Here is a 17,209-nt window from a genome sequence, read left to right as displayed (position 1 = left end):
GCGGCCCGTCCTCTGCCCGGTCATTTCGTGTCTCGGTTCAGTCTGAGTTTACCGGCGACGACGTCCCTTGCGACATCGCTGATGTAACGCCCGTGGGCGTACGCGTGAGCCCGAAGTCGCGCCATCGCCTCGTCGATACCCACCCCGAGATCCACCATCACCATCCCCTGCGCCTGGTAGACCTCGAGTCGGTAGGCCAGCGCGTCATCGAGGTCCTCGGTGGTCTTGCCGTCCTGGGCACCGTCCTGTCCGTCCACCAGCAGACCCATCGCCACCTCGGCGAACGTGACCGCCTGCGTGAGCCCGTCGGCGGTCAGCGACCCCCGCTCGTCGCGGTAGACGTCGAGCGCACCGGCTCGAGCAGCCCCGACCTGTAGGGGAAAGGCGAAGACTGCATTGATGCCGCGCCCGTGGGCGGCAGGGGCGTAGCCCGGCCAGCGTCGCATCCCGTGCGTGGGCAGGTCCGGTTCCATGACCGGGCGCCGCGAGCTGTAGGCGTCGATGCAGGGGCCTTCGCCGAGGGTGAACTGGAGCTCCTCGAGCTCCCGACTGGCGGCACTCGACGCGGCGATGGTCCCGCCGCCGCGGTTGTCGTCGGTCAGGAGGCTGACGCCGACCCCCGTGGCCGGGAGCGCGCGGGTCAGCGCGGAGCAGAGTCGTTCGAGCCGACCGATCGTTCCCGGGGTTCCACCCGGAGGCGATGGCTCGTCGTCGATGAGCCGGTTGGCGCGGGCAAGGCGACCGTGGACCTCAGTCACAACGGCACCCGGGTCGAGCTGGGACTGTTGCCGTGGCGGCGCGACATGCGCGCACGGCACCCACCGTCCAACCGCTCATGTGCTCACCCGTCATCGACTCCGACCCGGTCTGGGCGCTGTCGTCGGCGTCCGGGGGCTGGCTGCTAGGCCTGCATAGAGGATAGCGCTGATGCCCGTCCTGCCCGCGAAATGGCTCGCCGTGACGCCTCAGGCGACGCCGGCGCGGTGCGCGATGACGACAAGCTGCACACGGTCGCGAGCGTCGAGCTTGGTCTGGATCCGCGACACGTGGGTCTTGACGGTGGTCTCGCCGATGAAGAGGCTTCGCGCGATCTCCGGGTTGCTGGCTCCCTGGGCCACGAGGTGCAGCACCTCGGACTCCCGCGGCGAAAGCCGCCCCAGGGCTGCCACCGCCTCCGGGTGCTCCCGCCGGGGTTGGCCCCGCACCAGCTGAGCGAGCACCTGCTTCTCGACGGCGACGTCACCAGCGGCCACCGCGCGAATCGCCGCGACCAGCGACTCTCGCGGCGCATCCTTGAGGAGGTACCCGCTGGCACCAGCCCGCAGCGCGGCGAGCACGTAGTCGTCCGCACCGAAGGTCGTGAGGATGAGAATCTTTGTGGCAGAACCTGATTCGACAATCCTGCGGGTGGCCTCGATGCCGTCGACCTCAGGCATCCGGATGTCCATCAGGGCGACGTCTGGTGCGAGCGTCGTGATCAGGCCGATCGCCTCCGCTCCGTCGGCGGCCGTCCCCAGCACGGTGAAGTCCTCTTCGGCATCGAGGATGGCCGCGACGCCGTCACGGATGAGGAACTGGTCATCGACCACGACGAGGGTGGTCACGGGGCATCTCCGAGGGGCAGGACGGCACGCACGCGGTAGCCGCCGCCGGGCCGCGGTCCGGTCGTCAGCATGCCGCCACAGGCAGCCACCCGTTCGTGCATTCCTGACAGTCCGAACCCGGGTGCGGCCGAACTGCCGTTCACCCCGCTGGGCGCCTCGCTGTCGTTCTGCACGTCGATCACGAGCAGGTCGGCCTGCTGTCGGACGGCCACCGAGGTGGGCGACGTGTGCGCGTGCCGCAGGGCATTGGTGAGGGCTTCCTGCACCACTCGGTATGCCGTGGCCGAGGCTTCGGGAGTGAGCGTGGGTTCGCTGTCGGGGGCATCAAGGGTGATCTGCAGCCCGGACTCCCGCATCCGCCGGACCAGCTCGGGGACGTCGGGCCAGGTGGGCGGGTGGGCGGCGCTGTTGCCCTGCGTCGGATCCCGCAACGCCTCCAGCAGGCGTCGGGTCTCGCCCAGCGCGTCGCGCCCCGTGTCCTGCACCCGGAGCATCGCCTCATCTGCCCGAGCCGGGTCCGATGTCATGAACAACCGCGCCAGCTCCGACTGCACGACGATAACGCTGAGGCTGTGTGACACCACGTCGTGGACCTCGCGGGCGAGGCCCACCCGCTGGTCCGCAACCTGGGCCTGGGCCTGGGCGGCGACCGCCCGGGCCACCTGCTCCCGGAGCGTGCGCTCGTGGCGAAACGCGGCCCCCAGTGCGAAGATCCACCACGAGTTCAACCCCCACGCCCACGCGTTGTCGACGTTGATCTCAGGGATGACGCCCGTCCACAGAAGCACCGGGAGCTCGGGCAGGACGAGGGCGGCGTACTTCGTCACCCCGGTGCCATAGCGTCCGCAGGCAAAGACGGCGACCACCAGCAGATAGAGGCCGGCCAGCAGGAACGCGTGCAGCTGCGCCGTGGTGGTCACGACGATCGAGCCGACCACCACCACGAGCGCCGCAACCGGATGGGTCCGCCTCAGGCACAGGGCGAGCGCGCTCGCGGTCAGTGCCAGGGCGAAGGGCCACCTCGCACCGTGCACCGCGACGGTCTGGGGACCCGTGACCCACAGCTCCACCTGCCCCACAGCCCAGAGGGCTCCGGGGACCGCCCAGTCCCGCCACGTCAGACGGTGCGACAGCCCTGACATGGCCCAAGGCTACGCGGGTCGGAGTGGGGGGACGTCGTCCTCAGGTCCACATCGCCATCAGCGTGCAGGACGACACGGTCGGACCTCGGCGCGGACGCGGTCGGGTCACCCCGAGGCGCACCCTCCAGGGGTCCACCACCCCGCCTGCACCCCGCCCGCGACAAGGAAAATGCCGATGCGATCGACCCAGCTCCTGCCGACGACGATCGGCGCCGCCGCGCTCGTCCTGACGGTCTCCGCCTGCGGGGCCGGCGCGTTTGCGCAGGGAACACCCCTGGGCGCCAACGAGTTGCACGCCGTCGAGACCCAGGTCAAGACAGCGGGCAAGCCGGCCTACTACCTGGGTTCCAGCGTCGGCGATCTCCCCTTGACGTTGCTGGACCTGGTCGAGGAGAACGCGCCGGCGTTCCAGGTCCAGGCCGACTACGGCACCTGCATCGCCGCCGACGGCGGGTGCTCCGCTCCGGTGGTCGTCTCGACCAACGACTGGCATCCCGATGTCGCTGGCATGAGCTGTCGGCGGCTCGACCCACAGCTCGGCGTTCCGGCTGGGGTGCTCATGGGCGAGCTGACCCTGGTGACGGACGGCGTGGTCGTCACGGTGTCCGACTTCCGTGGCCGAGATGACAGTGACGACGTCCAGCCGGCCGTGCGCCTCCTGTCGCAGCTGAGGGCCGTGGGGGCAACACAGCCGGTCGGCACCCTCCCCGCACCGGATCCCGCTGTGGCTGCCTGGATGGACGACGTCTGCGGCAGCACCCCGGGCCTGGAGGTCTCACACCCCTTCGAGGGCGAGAAGGATCCCCTCGACAACTCCCACGTCCCTGACTTCACAGTTGAACGCCTCGGTGGCGGAGAGCTGAAGTGGGCGGACTACCGCGGCAAGCCCGTCGTGATCACCGTGGGGACCGTCCCGCAGGTGTCGGCCGCGCTGCGGCGGTTGCAGCCGCTTCTGGCGAAGACTCCCTCCCGTCCCACTCTGCTCGGGCTCGTCACCGACCCGACGGCGGACAAGTTGAACCCGCGCCCCGTGGCCGTGATCGAGCACGAGGCGGGAGACCTGCCCGCGCCCGTCGGGTATGCCGCCGTGCCCCTGTCAGCGGTGTGGTTCCTCGACGCCGCCGCCAACACCGGTGGCGCGTCTGCCTGGGACTCCGGGGTCGTGGCGTTCGTGGACTCGACCGGCACCGTGGTGCGGTTCGCCCCACCATCCATGCCGGATGCCCAGGTGACGGAGTGGGCTCGTGCGCTGGGCTGAGGTGCTGACGCCCACGGTCCTGGGTTCCTCTAGGCGAGCCTCGTTCGCCGTGTCGCCGAGATCCAGGTGCTGATGCGCACGGCTGTCCCCCACCGTCCAGACCTGATCTCGACGAGGTCGCAGAGCTGGTTGGCAAGCCACAGCCCGCGACCATGGTCGTCGTCCAGCGATGCGAGGCGGTGCCCGGCCATCGGGTCCCTCAGCCGGTGGACACTGCGGACCTCGCAGACCAGCCGGGCGGCGGTCCGCCATACGCACAGGTGACACGTCCCACCACCGTGGTTGAGGGCGTTGAGGGCTGCCTCGTGGACGGCCAGGACGACGGCTTCGGCGTCCTCGGCAGGCAGCTTCGCCCTGGCGGTCTCCTCGCGAATCGTCGTCCGAGCCGCGGCCAGGTCGGAGTGACGCGAGACGACGAAGGTCCGGGCCGGCCCGGCAGGGTCGACCAGTCGTTCGGCAAACAGGTGGCGGACGTGCGCGAGCCCGGCATAGCCCGTACTGCCCTCGTACGCGCCTTCGTGCTCGAGCAACGAGTGGCACGCCTCGATCTCGTCCGTGCGGTCGGCGTCCAGATGATCGGTGTCGAAGCTGCAACGAACCCAGAGATCGGTGTCGGCTCCCACGGCCATGTTGACCAGGGCGTCGGCGAACTGCTCCTGGCGGCGCACCGCGACCGGGCGATGGCCGTAGGCGGGACTGATGAGCAGCCTTGCCGGCTGCCCGGTGGCCTCGCACCGGTCGGCGAAGGCGATCCAGTGCGCCACGCTTCTCGAGGGATATCTGCCGTGTTCCACGAGCGTCGGCTGGCTTCCACCCGTGGCGAGCTCGCCGGACAGCCGGGCGAGCACGTCGTCGGGGGCGCAGACCATGACCTGCTCACCGGCCTCGAGCCCGCTCCGTACGAAGTCGGCGGCAGCCGCGACGAGCCGCCTGCGTCCTCGATGCAGTGACGCGTCATGTCTGAAGCCCCGCCCCCGTCCGCGCGGTTGGGGGTCGGACTGTGGCGGAAGCGCGTTGAGATGCCTGGGGTCCTGTGGTGCGGGTCCGCTCGGCATCTGCGCTCCTCGCCGAGCTGCGCCGGCCTCGGCCGTGTGACCGCGTCGCCACGGCGCCCACGTCAGACGCCCCGCGACGCTAGTACTACTAAAGCACCGTGAAGCGTGACAAGCCAGCGCGCGGTGCTCCCGGGCGCAGCGTCCCGTGGCAGGCGCTCTTCCGAAGCGTCACGGCGGAAAGGGCGGTCGGGGCGTGCGGTAACGGGCGACGGTCCGGTCTGGGTCGAGGATCTCGAAGACACGGCTCACGCCTCCGCTCGCACCCGCGACCACGAGGCGGCCGTCCTCATTGGCTGAGAGCACCGCCTCCACACACGATGAGTCGCAGAAGGTCAGGTTGGAGACGTCCAGGATCACCGCGCTGCGACCCTTGGACAGCCCCGCGCTCAGGGCGCCCTCCAAGGTGTGCCGGCTGCCGATGTCGGCTTCGCCGAAGAGCTCGACGACCCACACTGCGCCGCAGTCGTAGTGGACCGCTGCCAGGGTGCGCGATGGCCTGCACGTGCGTCCTCCGGGGCCGAGGTCCCGCAGTCCGGTCATCGTCGTCCCCGGCGTGGGCACGGCCGCTTCGTCGCCACGGGCAGGGACCAGCTGCAGTTCGGGGTGGCCGTGCTGGCCTGACGGTGGCACCTGAGGGCTCCGGACGTCGCGGGGTTCGCCACCGGGTCCGGGGTAGCCTCTCGCCCCACCCTACGCCGGGAACTCTTCGACCGACACGGCCACGATCCCAAATGCCCCACGTAGCCGAAATGTCCCCACCGCTCAGGGCCTTTGGCCCTGTTCCCTGGACGTCAGTGAGGCGGTGCGCTGACGTCGCTCTGGAGCGCAGCGACCTTGTCGGCGAGGTCGGACATGCCCTGGCGGAGCTCCACGAGGATCGAGTCGAGCTTGGCGTTCAGGTCGGACAGGTCGGCACGAACCGTGGGCAGGAACTCCATGACCTGCTTGAGATCGGCCTCGATGCGACCCAGGGTCTGGTCGCTGGCCGCGCGACCGTCGTTGACCGCGGTTTCCACCCGACCCAGTGTCGCTTGGCCACCCGCGCCCAGGGCCTCGATCCTGCCGAGTGTCTCCACGTTGACCGCCTTGAGGAGTCCACCGGTCTCCCTGACGAGAGTCAGGATCTCCGCCGCGGCGTCACGTGCCCTCAACGCTGCGTGATACGTCTGGGGCACCAGTCCCGGGAACGATCCAACCTGTCCCATGCCGCCGGTCATCTCGGTGGGCGAGGTGCGCACGAGCGCGTCCAACAACATGTTCGTGTCGCGATTCACGTCGTCGATCGATGCCATCGGCATTCTCCAGCCTCGTGGGCCACGCAGGAACGGGCGAACCGGGACGTCGGGAACGCTACACCGCCCGGCCCATTTGTCACCCATTCGTCAGTGGACTTCAGGGCAGCCGTCGCGACCATGGTCCTATGAGACCGACACGCAGCTCCGAACGTCGTGACAAGGGCGCCCGGACGGCAGGTGCCTCAGGGCTCGCCTTCGTGCTCCTGCTCCTCATCGGGGCTGGCATGGCGAGCGTCCCTGGCGGGCACGACGCAACGGCCGCAGTGCGGACGTACTACGAGCAGCACGCTGGGGTCGTCGCCGTCGCCCAGCTCGTCGAGCTGGTGGCGACCGCGCCCTTGCTCGTGTTCGTGGTGGGGCTCGCTCGATCGACCTCCGTTGAAGCCAGCAGACCCGTTGTGGTGGCCGGTGGTGGGATGTCGGCTGCCGCCGTGCTGACGGTGGTACCTCCACTGTGGCTGTGCGTTGTCGCGCCCACTGCGACGTCGTCACTCGTGCACAACCTCGCTCGCCTCTCCGACCTGGTCGACGTGCTGCTGTTCCTGACCATCGCATGGTTCGCCACGACGTGCTGGCGGCTCTGGCGGGGACCGGGATGGCTCCGTTGGACGTCGTTGGCAGTGGCTGGCCTGTGCGCGCTGCGCTCGCTGGAGATTGCCTTCGGAGGGTCCCTTCTCGAGGTCGTCGCCCCGGTTGCCTTCCTGGTCCTGGTCGTCGCGCTCAGCGTGCACCTGCTCCGGCGTCCACTCCCCTCAAAGGACCCCCTCCACGGGTCCACCCTTGCGGCATGAGCGAATTCGACGTGGTGGTGATCGGTGGCGGCGCCGCCGGCCTGTCAGCCGCCCTTGTCCTGTCCCGGGCGCGGCGAAGGGTCCTCGTGGTCGACGCCGGGTCACCACGCAACGCCCCTGCCGCCCACATGCAGGGCTACCTCTCCCGAGACGGTATGCCGCCCGCTGACCTCTTGACCCTCGGGCGCACCGAAGTGATGGGGTACGGCGCAGAGCTCCGCACCGGCATGGTCACCGACGCCGTGCGGGACGGCACCAAGGGCTTCTGGGTGCTGGTCGACGACGGCACGCGCGTGTCAGCACGGCGGTTGCTCGTCACCACCGGTCTCAGGGATGAGCTCCCCGACATCCCGGGTCTGGCCGACCGCTGGGCACGCGACGTGCTGCACTGCCCCTACTGCCACGGCTGGGAAGTACGCGACCAACGGCTCGGGGTCCTGTGGAACGGTCCGGAGACGATCGGCTACACGCAGATCGTGCGGCAGTGGGCCGACGACGTCGTCCTGTTCGTGCCGGCTGACACGCTGACCCAGGCCCATCGTCCGCAGCTCGTGGCGCGCGCGATCGGCATCGTCGAAGGCGACGTGGCGGAGCTCCTCGTCCGGGACGACCACCTGAGCGGGGTGCAGATGGCCGACGGTCGAACCATCGCCCGCGACGCAGTGTTCGTCCCGCCGCGGTTCGTCCCCAACCACAGCCTGCTCACCACGCTGGGTGCCGACCTCGACAGCCAGGGCTGGGTCGTCACTGGAGCGCACGGATCGACCAGCGTTCGAGGCGTGTGGATGGCGGGCAACGTGAGCAATCCGCGAGCGCAGGTCATCACGGCGGCAGGCGAAGGATCAGCCGCAGCCATCGCCCTGAATGCCGACCTGGTCGAGGAGGACGTCCGCGACTCCGTCCGCGCCTTCTACCTCTGAACAGCCGTCCCTTCCCCGGGGCCGTCGTCATCGACCTGCACGGCCAGGAGCGTGACACCGAGGTCCCGGATCCTGGCCAGTAGTCCGTGCAGCTGCGCCTGGTCCGCGATCTCGCCCGTCAGCGTGGTGGTGCCGTCGACCTCGCGCGTCAGGGTGAGGTCGGCCAGCCAGGGCGACCAGTGCTCTTCGAGGTGCCCGTCGACCCGGAGCCGGTAGCTGGTGGGTGCGGGTCGACTGCCGGACCGTGTCATGGCGCACCGACCTGGGTGGTCAGCCCTGTGGCAAGCCGCTGGGGCCTCCGGCGGCCATCGCGCCCGATGACGTACTCCGCCACCGCCAGGTTGATGACCCAGCCCGCACCGAGGCTCAGGTCCTTCGTGAGGACGCTGGTGCCGAAGACACCTTCCCCGATTCCGAGGGTGAAGACCTGGGTCCCCGCACCGAGCGCCAGGGCGTAGGCGCGGGTCATCCAGGCCCGATGACGCACGATGTCGCCACGGCGGACTGCCGCAAAGCCGAGGACGATGCAGGCGGCCATCCCTGACCCGAACGCCAGCCGGAACACATGGGCGAGCTCGCCCGTGCCGGGCTGGCGCGGATAGAACTGCGTCATCCACAGACCCGAGCCCGCCACCGCCAAACCCAAGCCCACCAGGGCTCGTCCAGCCCTGCGGTGCCAGCCGGGTCGACGGCGCCGCAGGGCCGCGGAGAACTGGAAGGCGCCGAGCACGGCATACGTGACGGCGCAGGTGATGTGCACGACGACCGGCACCGGCGAGGCACTGAGGCGTGGGTTCGCGGGCAGGACGTGGGGGCCGCCTGCGAGCTCGAGCAGCCGCAGCGAGCCCGCGACGGCCGGGACGACCACCAACGCGACGAGGGCGAACGGCACCCACCCGGTCGACCTGGCCGACCGGGTGGGTGCCGCAGCCACGTGGACGCTCACTTGGCGCCGGCCAGGTCGTGCTGCGCGGTGGCAGAGCCGGGCGCGAACTGCGCGGTGCGGGTGCGTCCCTCGCTCCACAGGGAGTAGCCGAGGCCGACCATGGCGACGCCGATCGGAAGGGCGAAGAGCCTGAAGTTGACGTCCGGCACCAGGGGGATGGCGATCGTGGCGACGGCTCCGGCAGCGAGCACCACTGCCGCCCATCGGGCGAGGACGTTGGCCCGGAAGAGAGCGACGCCGAACAGGAAGCCACCACCCAGGTAGGTCAGGGCGTTCACCAGGTTGAGGGGCTGCATGAGGCCGATGTCGCCGGTCGCGTGGCCGGCCGTCGCCACCGCGAGGACGTCGGTGACGTAGCCAGGTGAGGTGACGGCGATCGACGGGAAGACGACCAGACCGACCACTTCGATGCTCAGCATGATGAGGTAGCCGACGGCGAAGAGGAGGTACCCGACCAGCCCCAGCACTCGCGTCTGCTTCACCTGGCGCAGGTACATGCCGGTGATACCGGCCAGTGAGAGAACGGCCATCACCACCTTCATCCCCTGCCGGACCTTCCATTCGGTGGTGGTGACGAAGGCGACGTCCAAGGGAGGGTGCTTGATCTGGACGGCGATGAAGAGCAGACCGGCGACCACGGCGCACAGGCCTGCCGCGCGGGTGAGCTTGGTGGTGGTGATGGTCATGACCGACTCCTGGTTCGAGGTCCTCGGCGAGGCGCCGTGGGGGTAGTTCGAAGGTAGGTAGCCGGACGGTGAGCGGGCGTCACCCAACGATGTGACCGACGGGGTGATTTGCCGGGCGCTACAACAGGCCGCGCTCGCGGGCGGTGCGCACCGCAGCGCGGCGACTGGTCACGTCGAGCTTGGTGAAGATGTGCTTCGTGTGGGTGCGCAACGTGTTGTGGGACACGAAGAGCTCGCGGGCGATCTCAGGTCCGGTCAGCTCGCTGTCCAGCAGTCGCAGCACCTGCAGCTCGCGGTCGCTCAGCGCGACCGACCCACCCGCCTGCGGCCCTGCGTCCTCGAGTCCTCCAGCCCCCCGGGAGATCCGGTGCGCGAGCAGCCGACGTGCCTGGTGACCCGCGTCGACGTCCAGCTCGGCTGCGCGCAGCAGCTCCGTCATCGCTGGGCCCTCGTCGAGGAAGAGGCTGACCCAGACCTCGGGTTCGGGGGCTTGGGCCCATGCCTGGGCCAGCGACTTCACTGCGTCGTCGCGGCGCCCCAGGGCGTCCTGTGCCAGGGCTGTCAGCATCCGGATCTCGAGGAGGCTTCCGTGCCGACCAGAGGTCTGGGCAGCGTCGCCCAGTCGCGTCACAAGGCTCAACGCCCCCTCCAGCGCATCCGCATGCGGATGCTCCCTGTGCTGCGCGATCACCAAGCGCACCAACGTGAGGTGGTCGAACTCGCTCAGGTACCGGGCTTCGTCGTCGATGGTGACACCTCGTCCAGCCGCCCACTCGACCACCGGTGCCAGGGTGCCCTGACTGACCCAGACCCGGGCCTTCATCGCCGCGATGGGCCGCACCTCGGGGAAGAACCCCGGCCGGTAGAGGTCCGCGGCCCGGTCGAGCAGGGCAAGGGCCTCGTGCGAGTCCCCCTCGGCCGCGGCAACCCGGCTCCGGGCCACGAACCACCGGAAGCGGCTCTCGTTCACGGGTACACGTTCGCCGAGGGCGGCGGCGGCCTCGAGGTGTCGGGCGGCCCCGTCGAGGTCCCCCGCCTCGTAGTCGATCTCGCTGAGGCCGACGTGCAGGTCCGCGGCTGCCCGCGCCACGTTCTCTCCATGCGCCTCCGTGACCTGCATTGCCTGCTCGTAGAGCCGTCGCGCCTCATGTGGTCGACCGGCGGCGAGACACAGGTCGGCGAGCACCACCGTGCTGCTGAGCTCGTCGACCAGGTTGCCCGCCGCGTGCAGACTGGCCACTGCGTCGGTGAAGGTCTCCAACGCACCCACCACGTCACCGTTCGCCCACGCGGCAAGCCCGAGGAACCCGGCTGCGCCGCCGCGGGCAAGGTGGTCGTCGGGGCCTGCCAGCTCGAGGGCGCGCCGTGCGTGGGCCACCGTGCCGGTGACGTCGCCCAGCGCCTGCGCCAGGGAGGCCCGGTGGACGGCGATGGTGGCCGGCAGGGTGCGCAGCTCGTCCGTGTCAGCCCACGGCCGGGTGGACCCGTCCTGACCGGTGGCGAGCGCCCGTTCCGCGTCGTCGAATCGCTCCTCGACGGCGCCGAGGTCACCGGAGACCATCAGCATGTAGGCATAGAAGACACTCAGCACCGGGCTGCTCCGGACGGCCGAGTCGGGCAGCGCCCTGAGCCAGCCGAGCAGCACGGCTTCGCGACGATGGCGTCGGATCGAGGGAACCGACAGCTCCATGAGGTGTGCCGCGTGGTCGAAGTCCCGGGCCTCGAGGGCGTGCCTGACCGCGTCCTCGATGAGGCCCTGGTGCTCGAACCAGCCGCTGGCGCGCTGGTGCAGCATCGGGACGAGCTGGGGTTGCTCGGCAAGCAGTCGCGCCCTCAGCACGTCCGCGAACAGGTGGTGGTAGCGGTACCACTCCCGCCGGTCGTCCAGCGGAACGAGGAACAGGTTCCCCCGCTCGAGCGCCTCCAGGGTCCCGTTGCCGTCGTCACGGCCGGTGAGGGCGTCGCACAGCGGGCCGGCGAGCCGGTCTAGCACGGCGGTCTGCAGGAGGAAATCGCGGACCTGCTCGGGTTGGTGCGCCAACACCTCTTCGACCAGGTAGTCGACGAGGTAGCGGTCATTGCCCGCGAACCGGGCGATGAACCCCCCGACATCGGACCGGCCCCGCAGAGACAGGGCCGCGAGCTGGAGGGCGGCGATCCATCCCTCGGTCCGCTCCTCGAGCGCTGCGACTTCCCCTGCCGTGAGGTCCAGGCCCGCGGAAGAGTTGAGGTATGCCGTGGCCTCCTCCGGCGTGAAGCGAAGGTCTGCGGCACGGATCTCGACCAGCTCTCCCCGCACCCGCCAGCGTGGCAGCGGCAGGTCCGGGTCGGCGCGGGTGCTCAGCAGGACGTGGACGTTAGTCGGCAGGTGCTCCAGGAAGAACCTCATCCCCTCGCGCACGTCCGGGTCGACGACGACGTGGTAGTCGTCCAGGACCAGCCACACCTCCCCGGGTGCCGCGGCCAGCTCGTTCACCAGCGGGGTCAGCACGGCTCCCACCGACACGGGCGCGGACGCGATGCGTTCCAGCGCGCCAGCACCGACGCCGGTCACCGCCGCCTGCAACGCCGTCACCACGTAGGTCCAGAACGAGGCGGCCTCGTTGTCTGCGCTGTCGAGGGAGACCCACGCGACTGCGTGCCCTGCGCTTCCTCTCTGACGGACCCACTCCGAAACCAGCGTCGTCTTGCCGAAGCCGGCCGGGGCGGAGACCAGGGTGAGCCTCGCCTGCCCTCCCGCGTCGAGGAGCTCGTGCAGCCGTGCGCGGCCCACCAGGCCCTGTCGCGGCCTGGGAACGTACAGCTTGGTCCCGATCAGCGGACGTGCCACACGCATCCCCGTTCAACGGTGCGCCACAGGTCCGTGGCGTTGCCCGGCCAACGCTAACGCGCTGGGCCCCGGGCGGTGCCCACGGGCGGTCAGAGCTGGGTGTTGAGGTACGCCTGCAGGCCGTTCACGGTCCGGGCGTTCCAGGTCCTGGCACCGTCCCGCGCGATCCCGAGGTAGGACTGCAACGCAGCCATCGACTTCGGACCCCACTGGCCGTCGACCGCCGTTCCGATCCGGGCCTGGAGAGCCCTGACGGTCGCGGAGCCGAGCGTGCCGGTGACCGTCACTCCGAGCCATCGCTGAAGGGCGGAGAGCGTCGCCGGCCTGAGGCTGCCGTCCACGACGAGGCGCGTCCCGAGCAGCCCGTCGTTGGCCTTCGCCAGCAGGACCCGGTATGCCGCCGCGTTGACCTTGGCACGGAACACCGGGTCGCTCGCCGCCTTGGCGCTCACGGCAGAGACCATCGCCGGCAGGACGGTGGAGTTGACGGTGAGGACGATGTCGCCGCCCGCCGCGATGAAGCTCGTGGCGCGCGTGCCGGGAGACCAGCCCGCGACCTGCTTGGCGTTGCCCAGGTCGTCGCTCATGACGACCCCCGTGAAGCCGAGGTCTCCTCGGACCATCCCCCCGATGACCGTGGGCGAGAAGGCTGCCGGGTGGGCCGAGTCGATCCTCGAATACACGGCGAGGGACACCATGACCATGCGCGCACCGGCGGCGATGGCCGAGCGAAACGGAGCCAGGTCGCCCGTGGTTCGGGTGGTGACCCTGTCGGTCACCCCGGCTGTGGTGTCGGTGTTCTCAGTCACGTGACCGAGGCCGGGAAAGTGCTTGGCAGTGACGGCCAGGCCGACACTCCGTTCGCCCCGGACGACGTCGCTGCCCTTGGCGGCGACCACCCCTGGTGTGTAACCGAATTCGCGGAAGTAGCTGCCGATGGGGATGTTCCGCGTGCCAAGGCTTGCCGGGACCGTGTCCATGACCGGGGCCAGGTTCAGGTTCACGCCTGCGCGGGACAGCTGCCGCCCCCACGATCTCGCGTCAGCCGTGAGGGTCGAATCTGCCCAAGTGCCCTGCGTCAGCGCGGTCGGGATGCGCGTGAAGCCGGGGCCCTGGAGCACCTGGACCTGACCGCCCTCCTGGTCTGCGGACACGTAGAGCGGAACCCCCGCCGTTGCCGCGGCGGTCGTCAGCCGGTCCGCGCTGGCCGCGAGGTACCGCACCGGTGCCGCACCGGCATACGTGCGTCCGGTGAGGATGAGGTTGCCCACGTGCCGTGTGGAAATCGCTGAAGCCGCGGCGGCAGACAACCCGGTCGCCGGGGTGCCGACCATGAAGAGCTGCCCGATCCGTTGCGCCTCGGTCATCCTGGTGAAGGCCGCCTGCGCGAGGCTGGCGGGCGTCGCGGCGGCGCCTGCGGTGGCCCCTGTCGTCGTCGTGGCCGTCAGGGCGCTCGCCAGCGCCAGCGTCAGCGCGCCCACCACCGAAGTCCTTCTGGTCAGTCGCCCGCGTTCCATACCCTGAAGACGAACGACGGTGGCAACGGGTTGTCGCCCTCACCGCAGCCGTTCTGTGCCCGGGGGCAGTCCGGTCATGACAGCTCCGTCACCGGAATGCCGAAGCGCCTCAGGCGTCGTGCCAGGTCTGAGTGCAGCCACGACCTGGACCCATGTGCAGGCAGCGCGAGCACGATCTCGTCGACGGGTTCGCTGAGGACGGTCTCCTCGATGGCCTCGACCGGATCGTGACGGACGGACACCGAACCGATGACCCTGGCGCCCGCGACAGCCTCGAGCGCCGGCAACGACTCCAGCAGGACGCACTCGGCCTCGAACGCCTTGTCGTGACGCTCCGGGCGCAGCAGGTTGACCTCCGCGCGTGCCGGGTTCAGCACCACGAGCCGAAACTGGACGTCGCCCCTGGCCGCCCGCGCGGCAACGGCGCGCAGCACCGCGGGCGAGGGTTTGGCACTGTCAGTGACCACCAAGACCCTCGCCCGCCGTCGCTCCACGGTCATTCCTGTCAACCAGCCCTGTCGGTGCAGGCCTGTCGGTGCAGCCCTGTCGGTTCAGCCCCGTCGGTTCAGCCCCGTCGGTCGCCCACCGCGGCGGCTTCGAGCTCGGCGCGAACGGCCGTCCGCTCGATGCGGTCCTTGTGGGTGACGCTGAGGTAGACCACGACGGCGAGGATGGTTCCAAGGAACAGGACGCTCGTGCCCAGGGTGCCCAGCCCCGCGCCGCCCTCATCTCGGCCAGAGGCCAGGAAGTCACCGATGTTCGCGCCCAACGGACGGGTCAGGATGTAGGCCAGCCAGAAGCACAGCACCGGCCCGGCTCCGAGCTTCCACGCCCCGAACACAGCCGCGATCAGCCCCAGCGGCAGCAGGACCGAGGGTCCGGCCGACCAGCCGGTCAGCTCCAGGGTCCAGTCGCCGGCGGCGGTGCCCAGCGCGAAGGTCACGAGAACGGTGAGCCAGTAGAAGGCCTCACGGGGGGTCGTGACGATGGAGTGGATGGAGAGGGTGCGCTCCCGGGCGTACCAGATCGCGAAGACCACGCCGAGGACCACGGCGAACACCGTCGTGCTGATCCACAGTGGGACGCCGACCCCGTCGGTGTGGTTGTCCGTCAGGAGGGTCCCCACGACGCTGATGAGCACCACTGCCAGCCAGTAGACCGAAGGCACGTACTGGCGGAGCCGGAACTGCGCGACGAGTACGGCGATGAGCGCGACGGAGAAGACCAGGGTCGTCCTGCCCAGGCCGAAGCCGAGGGTCTCGTTGACGTAGTCCGCGAAGCTCTCCCCGACCGTGGTGCACAGGATCTTGATGATCCAGAAGTACACCGTGACCTCGGGGACCTTGTTGAGCATGGCACGGCGTTGGTCTGTTGCAAGCGTCGTCATGGGGTGAACCGTGCCAGTGGCCCCCTGAGCAGACCCTGAGGCCCAGTCGGCCGCACTTGGTGAGGACCACGCCTTCGGACGCGCATCCGTCGGCGAAACTCCCGCCGAATTCTGCTGCGGACGATGCTTCGACGATGGAGGATCGAGGTTGGGCGGCCGCCGACCGGTGCCGGCCTGAAACCCTCGAAGGAGTAGTCGTGTCGAAGTACATGGTCTTCTACAACACCACCAGCGCCATGCGCGCTCAGATGGCTGACATCCCACCCGACCAGGCAGCAGCCGGGATGCAGGAATGGATGAGCTGGGGCGAGCGCGTCGGGGACAAGCTCGTCGACATGGGGTCGCCCTTGGTGAACGAGGGCGACGCCGACGTGCAGGTGTCGGGCTACTCGGTCATCGACGCCGACTCGCAAGAGCAGCTGGACGGGCTCGTCGAAGGACACCCGCACTCCGCAGCAGGCGGGACGATCTCGACCCAGAAGTTCATGGAGATCCCCGGCATGTGACCGGGACGCGGGGGCGGGCCGAACCGCAGGTCCCCGCGTCAGCCTTCCCGCCGGTCACCCGTAGGCCTGTCCGAGCGGGACGGTTCCGGCGGCCTTGGCCACTTGCGCCGACACCGTCGACCTCTGCCTGAGTACTTCCCGACCTCCCCCACCGGAAACCCCCAGCGTCATGACCGGCCCGACGCCTTTCGCGTAGAACTTGTACTCGAGGACGTCGGGTTGAATGGTGATGGTGTCGCGGGTCAGCAGCACGGCACCGAACTTGCCCGCCGGCACCTCGGCGAACTCGCTGACGCTGAGGACCTGGCCGTTGTCCTCGGCCTGCCCCTTGAAGAACTCCTGCCGGTACTTCATCCCGACCTCGGGCCTGCCGGGCATCACCACCCCAGCCAGCGCACCGTCGACCCCTGCTTCGAAGGACCCCTCCCTGGATGCGACCTTGCCGTCCTCGAACTCCGCAGTGTCCTCCCCCAGGTACCAGATGGTGCCGTCCCGATGCTGTGCGTAGTAGTCGAACGTGTCCTCCACGAGCCCCTCCTTGCCGGTGACCGTGTCGCGCAGCACCCGCGCGGTGACACCGTTCGCCACGGTGCGGGTGAGGCTGGTGACGGTCACGGCGACCGTGAGGGCGCGACCCTCGTCGTCGACCTCGTCGTAGGTCCACCGAGTGCCTGGTTCCATCGGCCAGTAGGGGTTGTCGATCACCGTCGTGAAGTCTGACGGCTGCATCGAGACGATCTGGCCACCCTGAGGCAGCGTGACCGACGCGGGCCCGGCGGAACCCGTGGACCCGGTCGATCCCGTGGACCCGGTCGATCCCGTGGACCCTGTGGACCGGCCGGACCCTGTGGATCCGGAGCATCCTCCCGCGGCGAGAGACAATGCAGCGACGGTGGCGACTGCAGCCGCCACGGACCGCGCCCGGATGGTCGGGAGTGTGCGCTGGCTACCCGTTCTCGCGGTCTGTCCTGCTACCCACGACGTGGAACTGCTCGTCGAGCTGGACATCCACCTGGGTGCCATCGCCCAAGGTGACCTCCACCTCATACAGGCTCTCCTCATCGCCCACCTCCGTCTCGGTCACGCGGCCACCACCGGTCTCGGCGAGAGCGGCCTGGCTCGCCTGCCGGAGGGCCCCACCGGTGATGGGCCGGTCCGCAGCCTTGTCGTCCCGGCCGGTTGCGACGGCGGCGCCGGCACCGAGAACGGCCACCAGGCCAAGGGTTCCGACGAGGGCAATCGCCCGCCGCTTCGTCATCCGAACGTCCATGT

Annotated in this window: 19 protein-coding genes; 4 read left to right on the top strand and 15 right to left on the bottom strand. The window is 69.8% G+C overall.

Going from position 1 to position 17,209, the window contains the following annotated elements; all coding sequences use genetic code 11:
* Positions 1 to 20: 20 nt before the first annotated feature.
* From AC1DWR_RS04095 to AC1DWR_RS04085, 3 genes are all read right to left on the bottom strand, one after another.
* Positions 21 to 758 carry a GAF and ANTAR domain-containing protein gene (locus AC1DWR_RS04095; RefSeq protein WP_477613080.1) on the bottom strand — a complete coding sequence of 246 codons (738 nt, stop codon included), beginning with the start codon at positions 756 to 758 and terminating at the stop codon, positions 21 to 23.
* Positions 759 to 965: 207 nt separating this feature from the next.
* Complete coding sequence (locus AC1DWR_RS04090) at positions 966 to 1,604, bottom strand: response regulator (protein WP_477613081.1); 639 nt, start codon at positions 1,602 to 1,604, stop codon at positions 966 to 968.
* On the bottom strand, positions 1,601 to 2,746 hold the full coding sequence (locus AC1DWR_RS04085) for a sensor histidine kinase (RefSeq protein WP_477613082.1): 1,146 nt from the start codon (positions 2,744 to 2,746) through the stop codon (positions 1,601 to 1,603). Before AC1DWR_RS04085 ends, AC1DWR_RS04090 begins: the two co-directional genes overlap by 4 nt.
* A gap of 175 nt (positions 2,747 to 2,921) precedes the next feature.
* Here AC1DWR_RS04085 and AC1DWR_RS04080 point away from each other — a divergent pair, with 175 nt between their 5' ends.
* Positions 2,922 to 4,004 (top strand): hypothetical protein, encoded by a 1,083-nt coding sequence (locus AC1DWR_RS04080; protein ID WP_477613083.1) that lies wholly within the window; start codon positions 2,922 to 2,924, stop codon positions 4,002 to 4,004.
* A 29-nt stretch (positions 4,005 to 4,033) separates the two neighbouring features.
* On the opposite strand, the gene AC1DWR_RS04075 is transcribed toward AC1DWR_RS04080, so the two are convergent.
* The 3 genes from AC1DWR_RS04075 to AC1DWR_RS04065 form a co-directional block, all read right to left on the bottom strand.
* Positions 4,034 to 5,059, bottom strand: coding sequence for an ATP-binding protein (locus tag AC1DWR_RS04075; protein ID WP_477623733.1), 1,026 nt, complete (start codon positions 5,057 to 5,059; stop codon positions 4,034 to 4,036).
* Positions 5,060 to 5,227: 168 nt separating this feature from the next.
* Positions 5,228 to 5,620: an STAS domain-containing protein gene (locus AC1DWR_RS04070; protein ID WP_477613085.1), complete on the bottom strand. Its 393-nt coding sequence runs from the start codon at positions 5,618 to 5,620 to the stop codon at positions 5,228 to 5,230.
* Between the two features lie 230 nt (positions 5,621 to 5,850).
* Entirely contained in the window at positions 5,851 to 6,351 is a 501-nt protein-coding gene (locus AC1DWR_RS04065) for a hypothetical protein (protein ID WP_477613086.1), read from the bottom strand.
* Between the two features lie 128 nt (positions 6,352 to 6,479).
* Here AC1DWR_RS04065 and AC1DWR_RS04060 point away from each other — a divergent pair, with 128 nt between their 5' ends.
* Entirely contained in the window at positions 6,480 to 7,145 is a 666-nt protein-coding gene (locus AC1DWR_RS04060) for a hypothetical protein (protein ID WP_477613087.1), read from the top strand.
* Positions 7,142 to 8,065, top strand: coding sequence for an NAD(P)/FAD-dependent oxidoreductase (locus AC1DWR_RS04055; RefSeq protein ID WP_477613088.1), 924 nt, complete (start codon positions 7,142 to 7,144; stop codon positions 8,063 to 8,065). Before AC1DWR_RS04060 ends, AC1DWR_RS04055 begins: the two co-directional genes overlap by 4 nt.
* Here the strand turns inward: AC1DWR_RS04055 and AC1DWR_RS04050 are convergent.
* The 7 genes from AC1DWR_RS04050 to AC1DWR_RS04020 form a co-directional block, all read right to left on the bottom strand.
* Complete coding sequence (locus AC1DWR_RS04050) at positions 8,056 to 8,316, bottom strand: hypothetical protein (RefSeq protein ID WP_477613089.1); 261 nt, start codon at positions 8,314 to 8,316, stop codon at positions 8,056 to 8,058. The genes AC1DWR_RS04055 and AC1DWR_RS04050 overlap by 10 nt on opposite strands.
* Positions 8,313 to 8,999, bottom strand: a complete 687-nt coding sequence (locus AC1DWR_RS04045; RefSeq protein WP_477613090.1) for a DUF2306 domain-containing protein — start codon at positions 8,997 to 8,999, stop codon at positions 8,313 to 8,315. Before AC1DWR_RS04045 ends, AC1DWR_RS04050 begins: the two co-directional genes overlap by 4 nt.
* 8 nt (positions 9,000 to 9,007) lie before the next feature.
* Positions 9,008 to 9,697: a hypothetical protein gene (locus AC1DWR_RS04040; RefSeq protein ID WP_477613091.1), complete on the bottom strand. Its 690-nt coding sequence runs from the start codon at positions 9,695 to 9,697 to the stop codon at positions 9,008 to 9,010.
* Between the two features lie 118 nt (positions 9,698 to 9,815).
* A complete protein-coding gene (locus tag AC1DWR_RS04035; protein WP_477613092.1) occupies positions 9,816 to 12,527 on the bottom strand; it encodes a winged helix-turn-helix domain-containing protein in 2,712 nt (903 codons plus the stop codon).
* Positions 12,528 to 12,616: 89 nt separating this feature from the next.
* Positions 12,617 to 14,008, bottom strand: a complete 1,392-nt coding sequence (locus tag AC1DWR_RS04030) for a glycoside hydrolase family 3 N-terminal domain-containing protein (RefSeq protein ID WP_477623732.1) — start codon at positions 14,006 to 14,008, stop codon at positions 12,617 to 12,619.
* A 110-nt stretch (positions 14,009 to 14,118) separates the two neighbouring features.
* The gene (locus AC1DWR_RS04025) at positions 14,119 to 14,511 is read right to left on the bottom strand and encodes a hypothetical protein (RefSeq protein WP_477613094.1); all 393 of its coding nucleotides are present in this window, start codon (positions 14,509 to 14,511) and stop codon (positions 14,119 to 14,121) included.
* A 98-nt stretch (positions 14,512 to 14,609) separates the two neighbouring features.
* A complete protein-coding gene (locus tag AC1DWR_RS04020) occupies positions 14,610 to 15,431 on the bottom strand; it encodes a COG4705 family protein (RefSeq protein ID WP_477623731.1) in 822 nt (273 codons plus the stop codon).
* A 197-nt stretch (positions 15,432 to 15,628) separates the two neighbouring features.
* On the opposite strand from AC1DWR_RS04020, the gene AC1DWR_RS04015 reads away from it, so the two are divergent.
* Positions 15,629 to 15,937, top strand: coding sequence for a hypothetical protein (locus AC1DWR_RS04015; RefSeq protein WP_477623730.1), 309 nt, complete (start codon positions 15,629 to 15,631; stop codon positions 15,935 to 15,937).
* A gap of 54 nt (positions 15,938 to 15,991) precedes the next feature.
* Here AC1DWR_RS04015 and AC1DWR_RS04010 read toward each other — a convergent pair whose 3' ends face one another.
* Positions 15,992 to 16,642 (bottom strand): hypothetical protein, encoded by a 651-nt coding sequence (locus AC1DWR_RS04010; protein WP_477623729.1) that lies wholly within the window; start codon positions 16,640 to 16,642, stop codon positions 15,992 to 15,994.
* A gap of 241 nt (positions 16,643 to 16,883) precedes the next feature.
* Positions 16,884 to 17,207 carry a PepSY domain-containing protein gene (locus AC1DWR_RS04005; protein WP_477623728.1) on the bottom strand — a complete coding sequence of 108 codons (324 nt, stop codon included), beginning with the start codon at positions 17,205 to 17,207 and terminating at the stop codon, positions 16,884 to 16,886.
* Between the last annotated feature and the right edge of the window lie 2 nt (positions 17,208 to 17,209).

The sequence above is a fragment of the Pedococcus sp. P2_E2 genome, from assembly GCF_056403955.1.
This window is presented reverse-complemented; position numbering and strand designations above follow the sequence as displayed.

Excerpts from the sequence above, each read along its gene's own strand:
- AC1DWR_RS04085 (WP_477613082.1), bottom strand. The coding sequence starts at position 2,746 with ATGTCAGGGCTGTCGCACCGTCTGACGTGGCGGGACTGGGCGGTCCCC.
- AC1DWR_RS04080 (WP_477613083.1), top strand. The coding sequence starts at position 2,922 with ATGCGATCGACCCAGCTCCTGCCGACGACGATCGGCGCCGCCGCGCTC.
- AC1DWR_RS04075 (WP_477623733.1), bottom strand. The coding sequence starts at position 5,059 with ATGCCGAGCGGACCCGCACCACAGGACCCCAGGCATCTCAACGCGCTT.
- AC1DWR_RS04065 (WP_477613086.1), bottom strand. The coding sequence starts at position 6,351 with ATGGCATCGATCGACGACGTGAATCGCGACACGAACATGTTGTTGGAC.
- AC1DWR_RS04060 (WP_477613087.1), top strand. The coding sequence starts at position 6,480 with ATGAGACCGACACGCAGCTCCGAACGTCGTGACAAGGGCGCCCGGACG.
- AC1DWR_RS04055 (WP_477613088.1), top strand. The coding sequence starts at position 7,142 with ATGAGCGAATTCGACGTGGTGGTGATCGGTGGCGGCGCCGCCGGCCTG.
- AC1DWR_RS04050 (WP_477613089.1), bottom strand. The coding sequence starts at position 8,316 with ATGACACGGTCCGGCAGTCGACCCGCACCCACCAGCTACCGGCTCCGG.
- AC1DWR_RS04040 (WP_477613091.1), bottom strand. The coding sequence starts at position 9,697 with ATGACCATCACCACCACCAAGCTCACCCGCGCGGCAGGCCTGTGCGCC.
- AC1DWR_RS04020 (WP_477623731.1), bottom strand. The coding sequence starts at position 15,431 with ATGACGACGCTTGCAACAGACCAACGCCGTGCCATGCTCAACAAGGTC.
- AC1DWR_RS04005 (WP_477623728.1), bottom strand. The coding sequence starts at position 17,207 with ATGGACGTTCGGATGACGAAGCGGCGGGCGATTGCCCTCGTCGGAACC.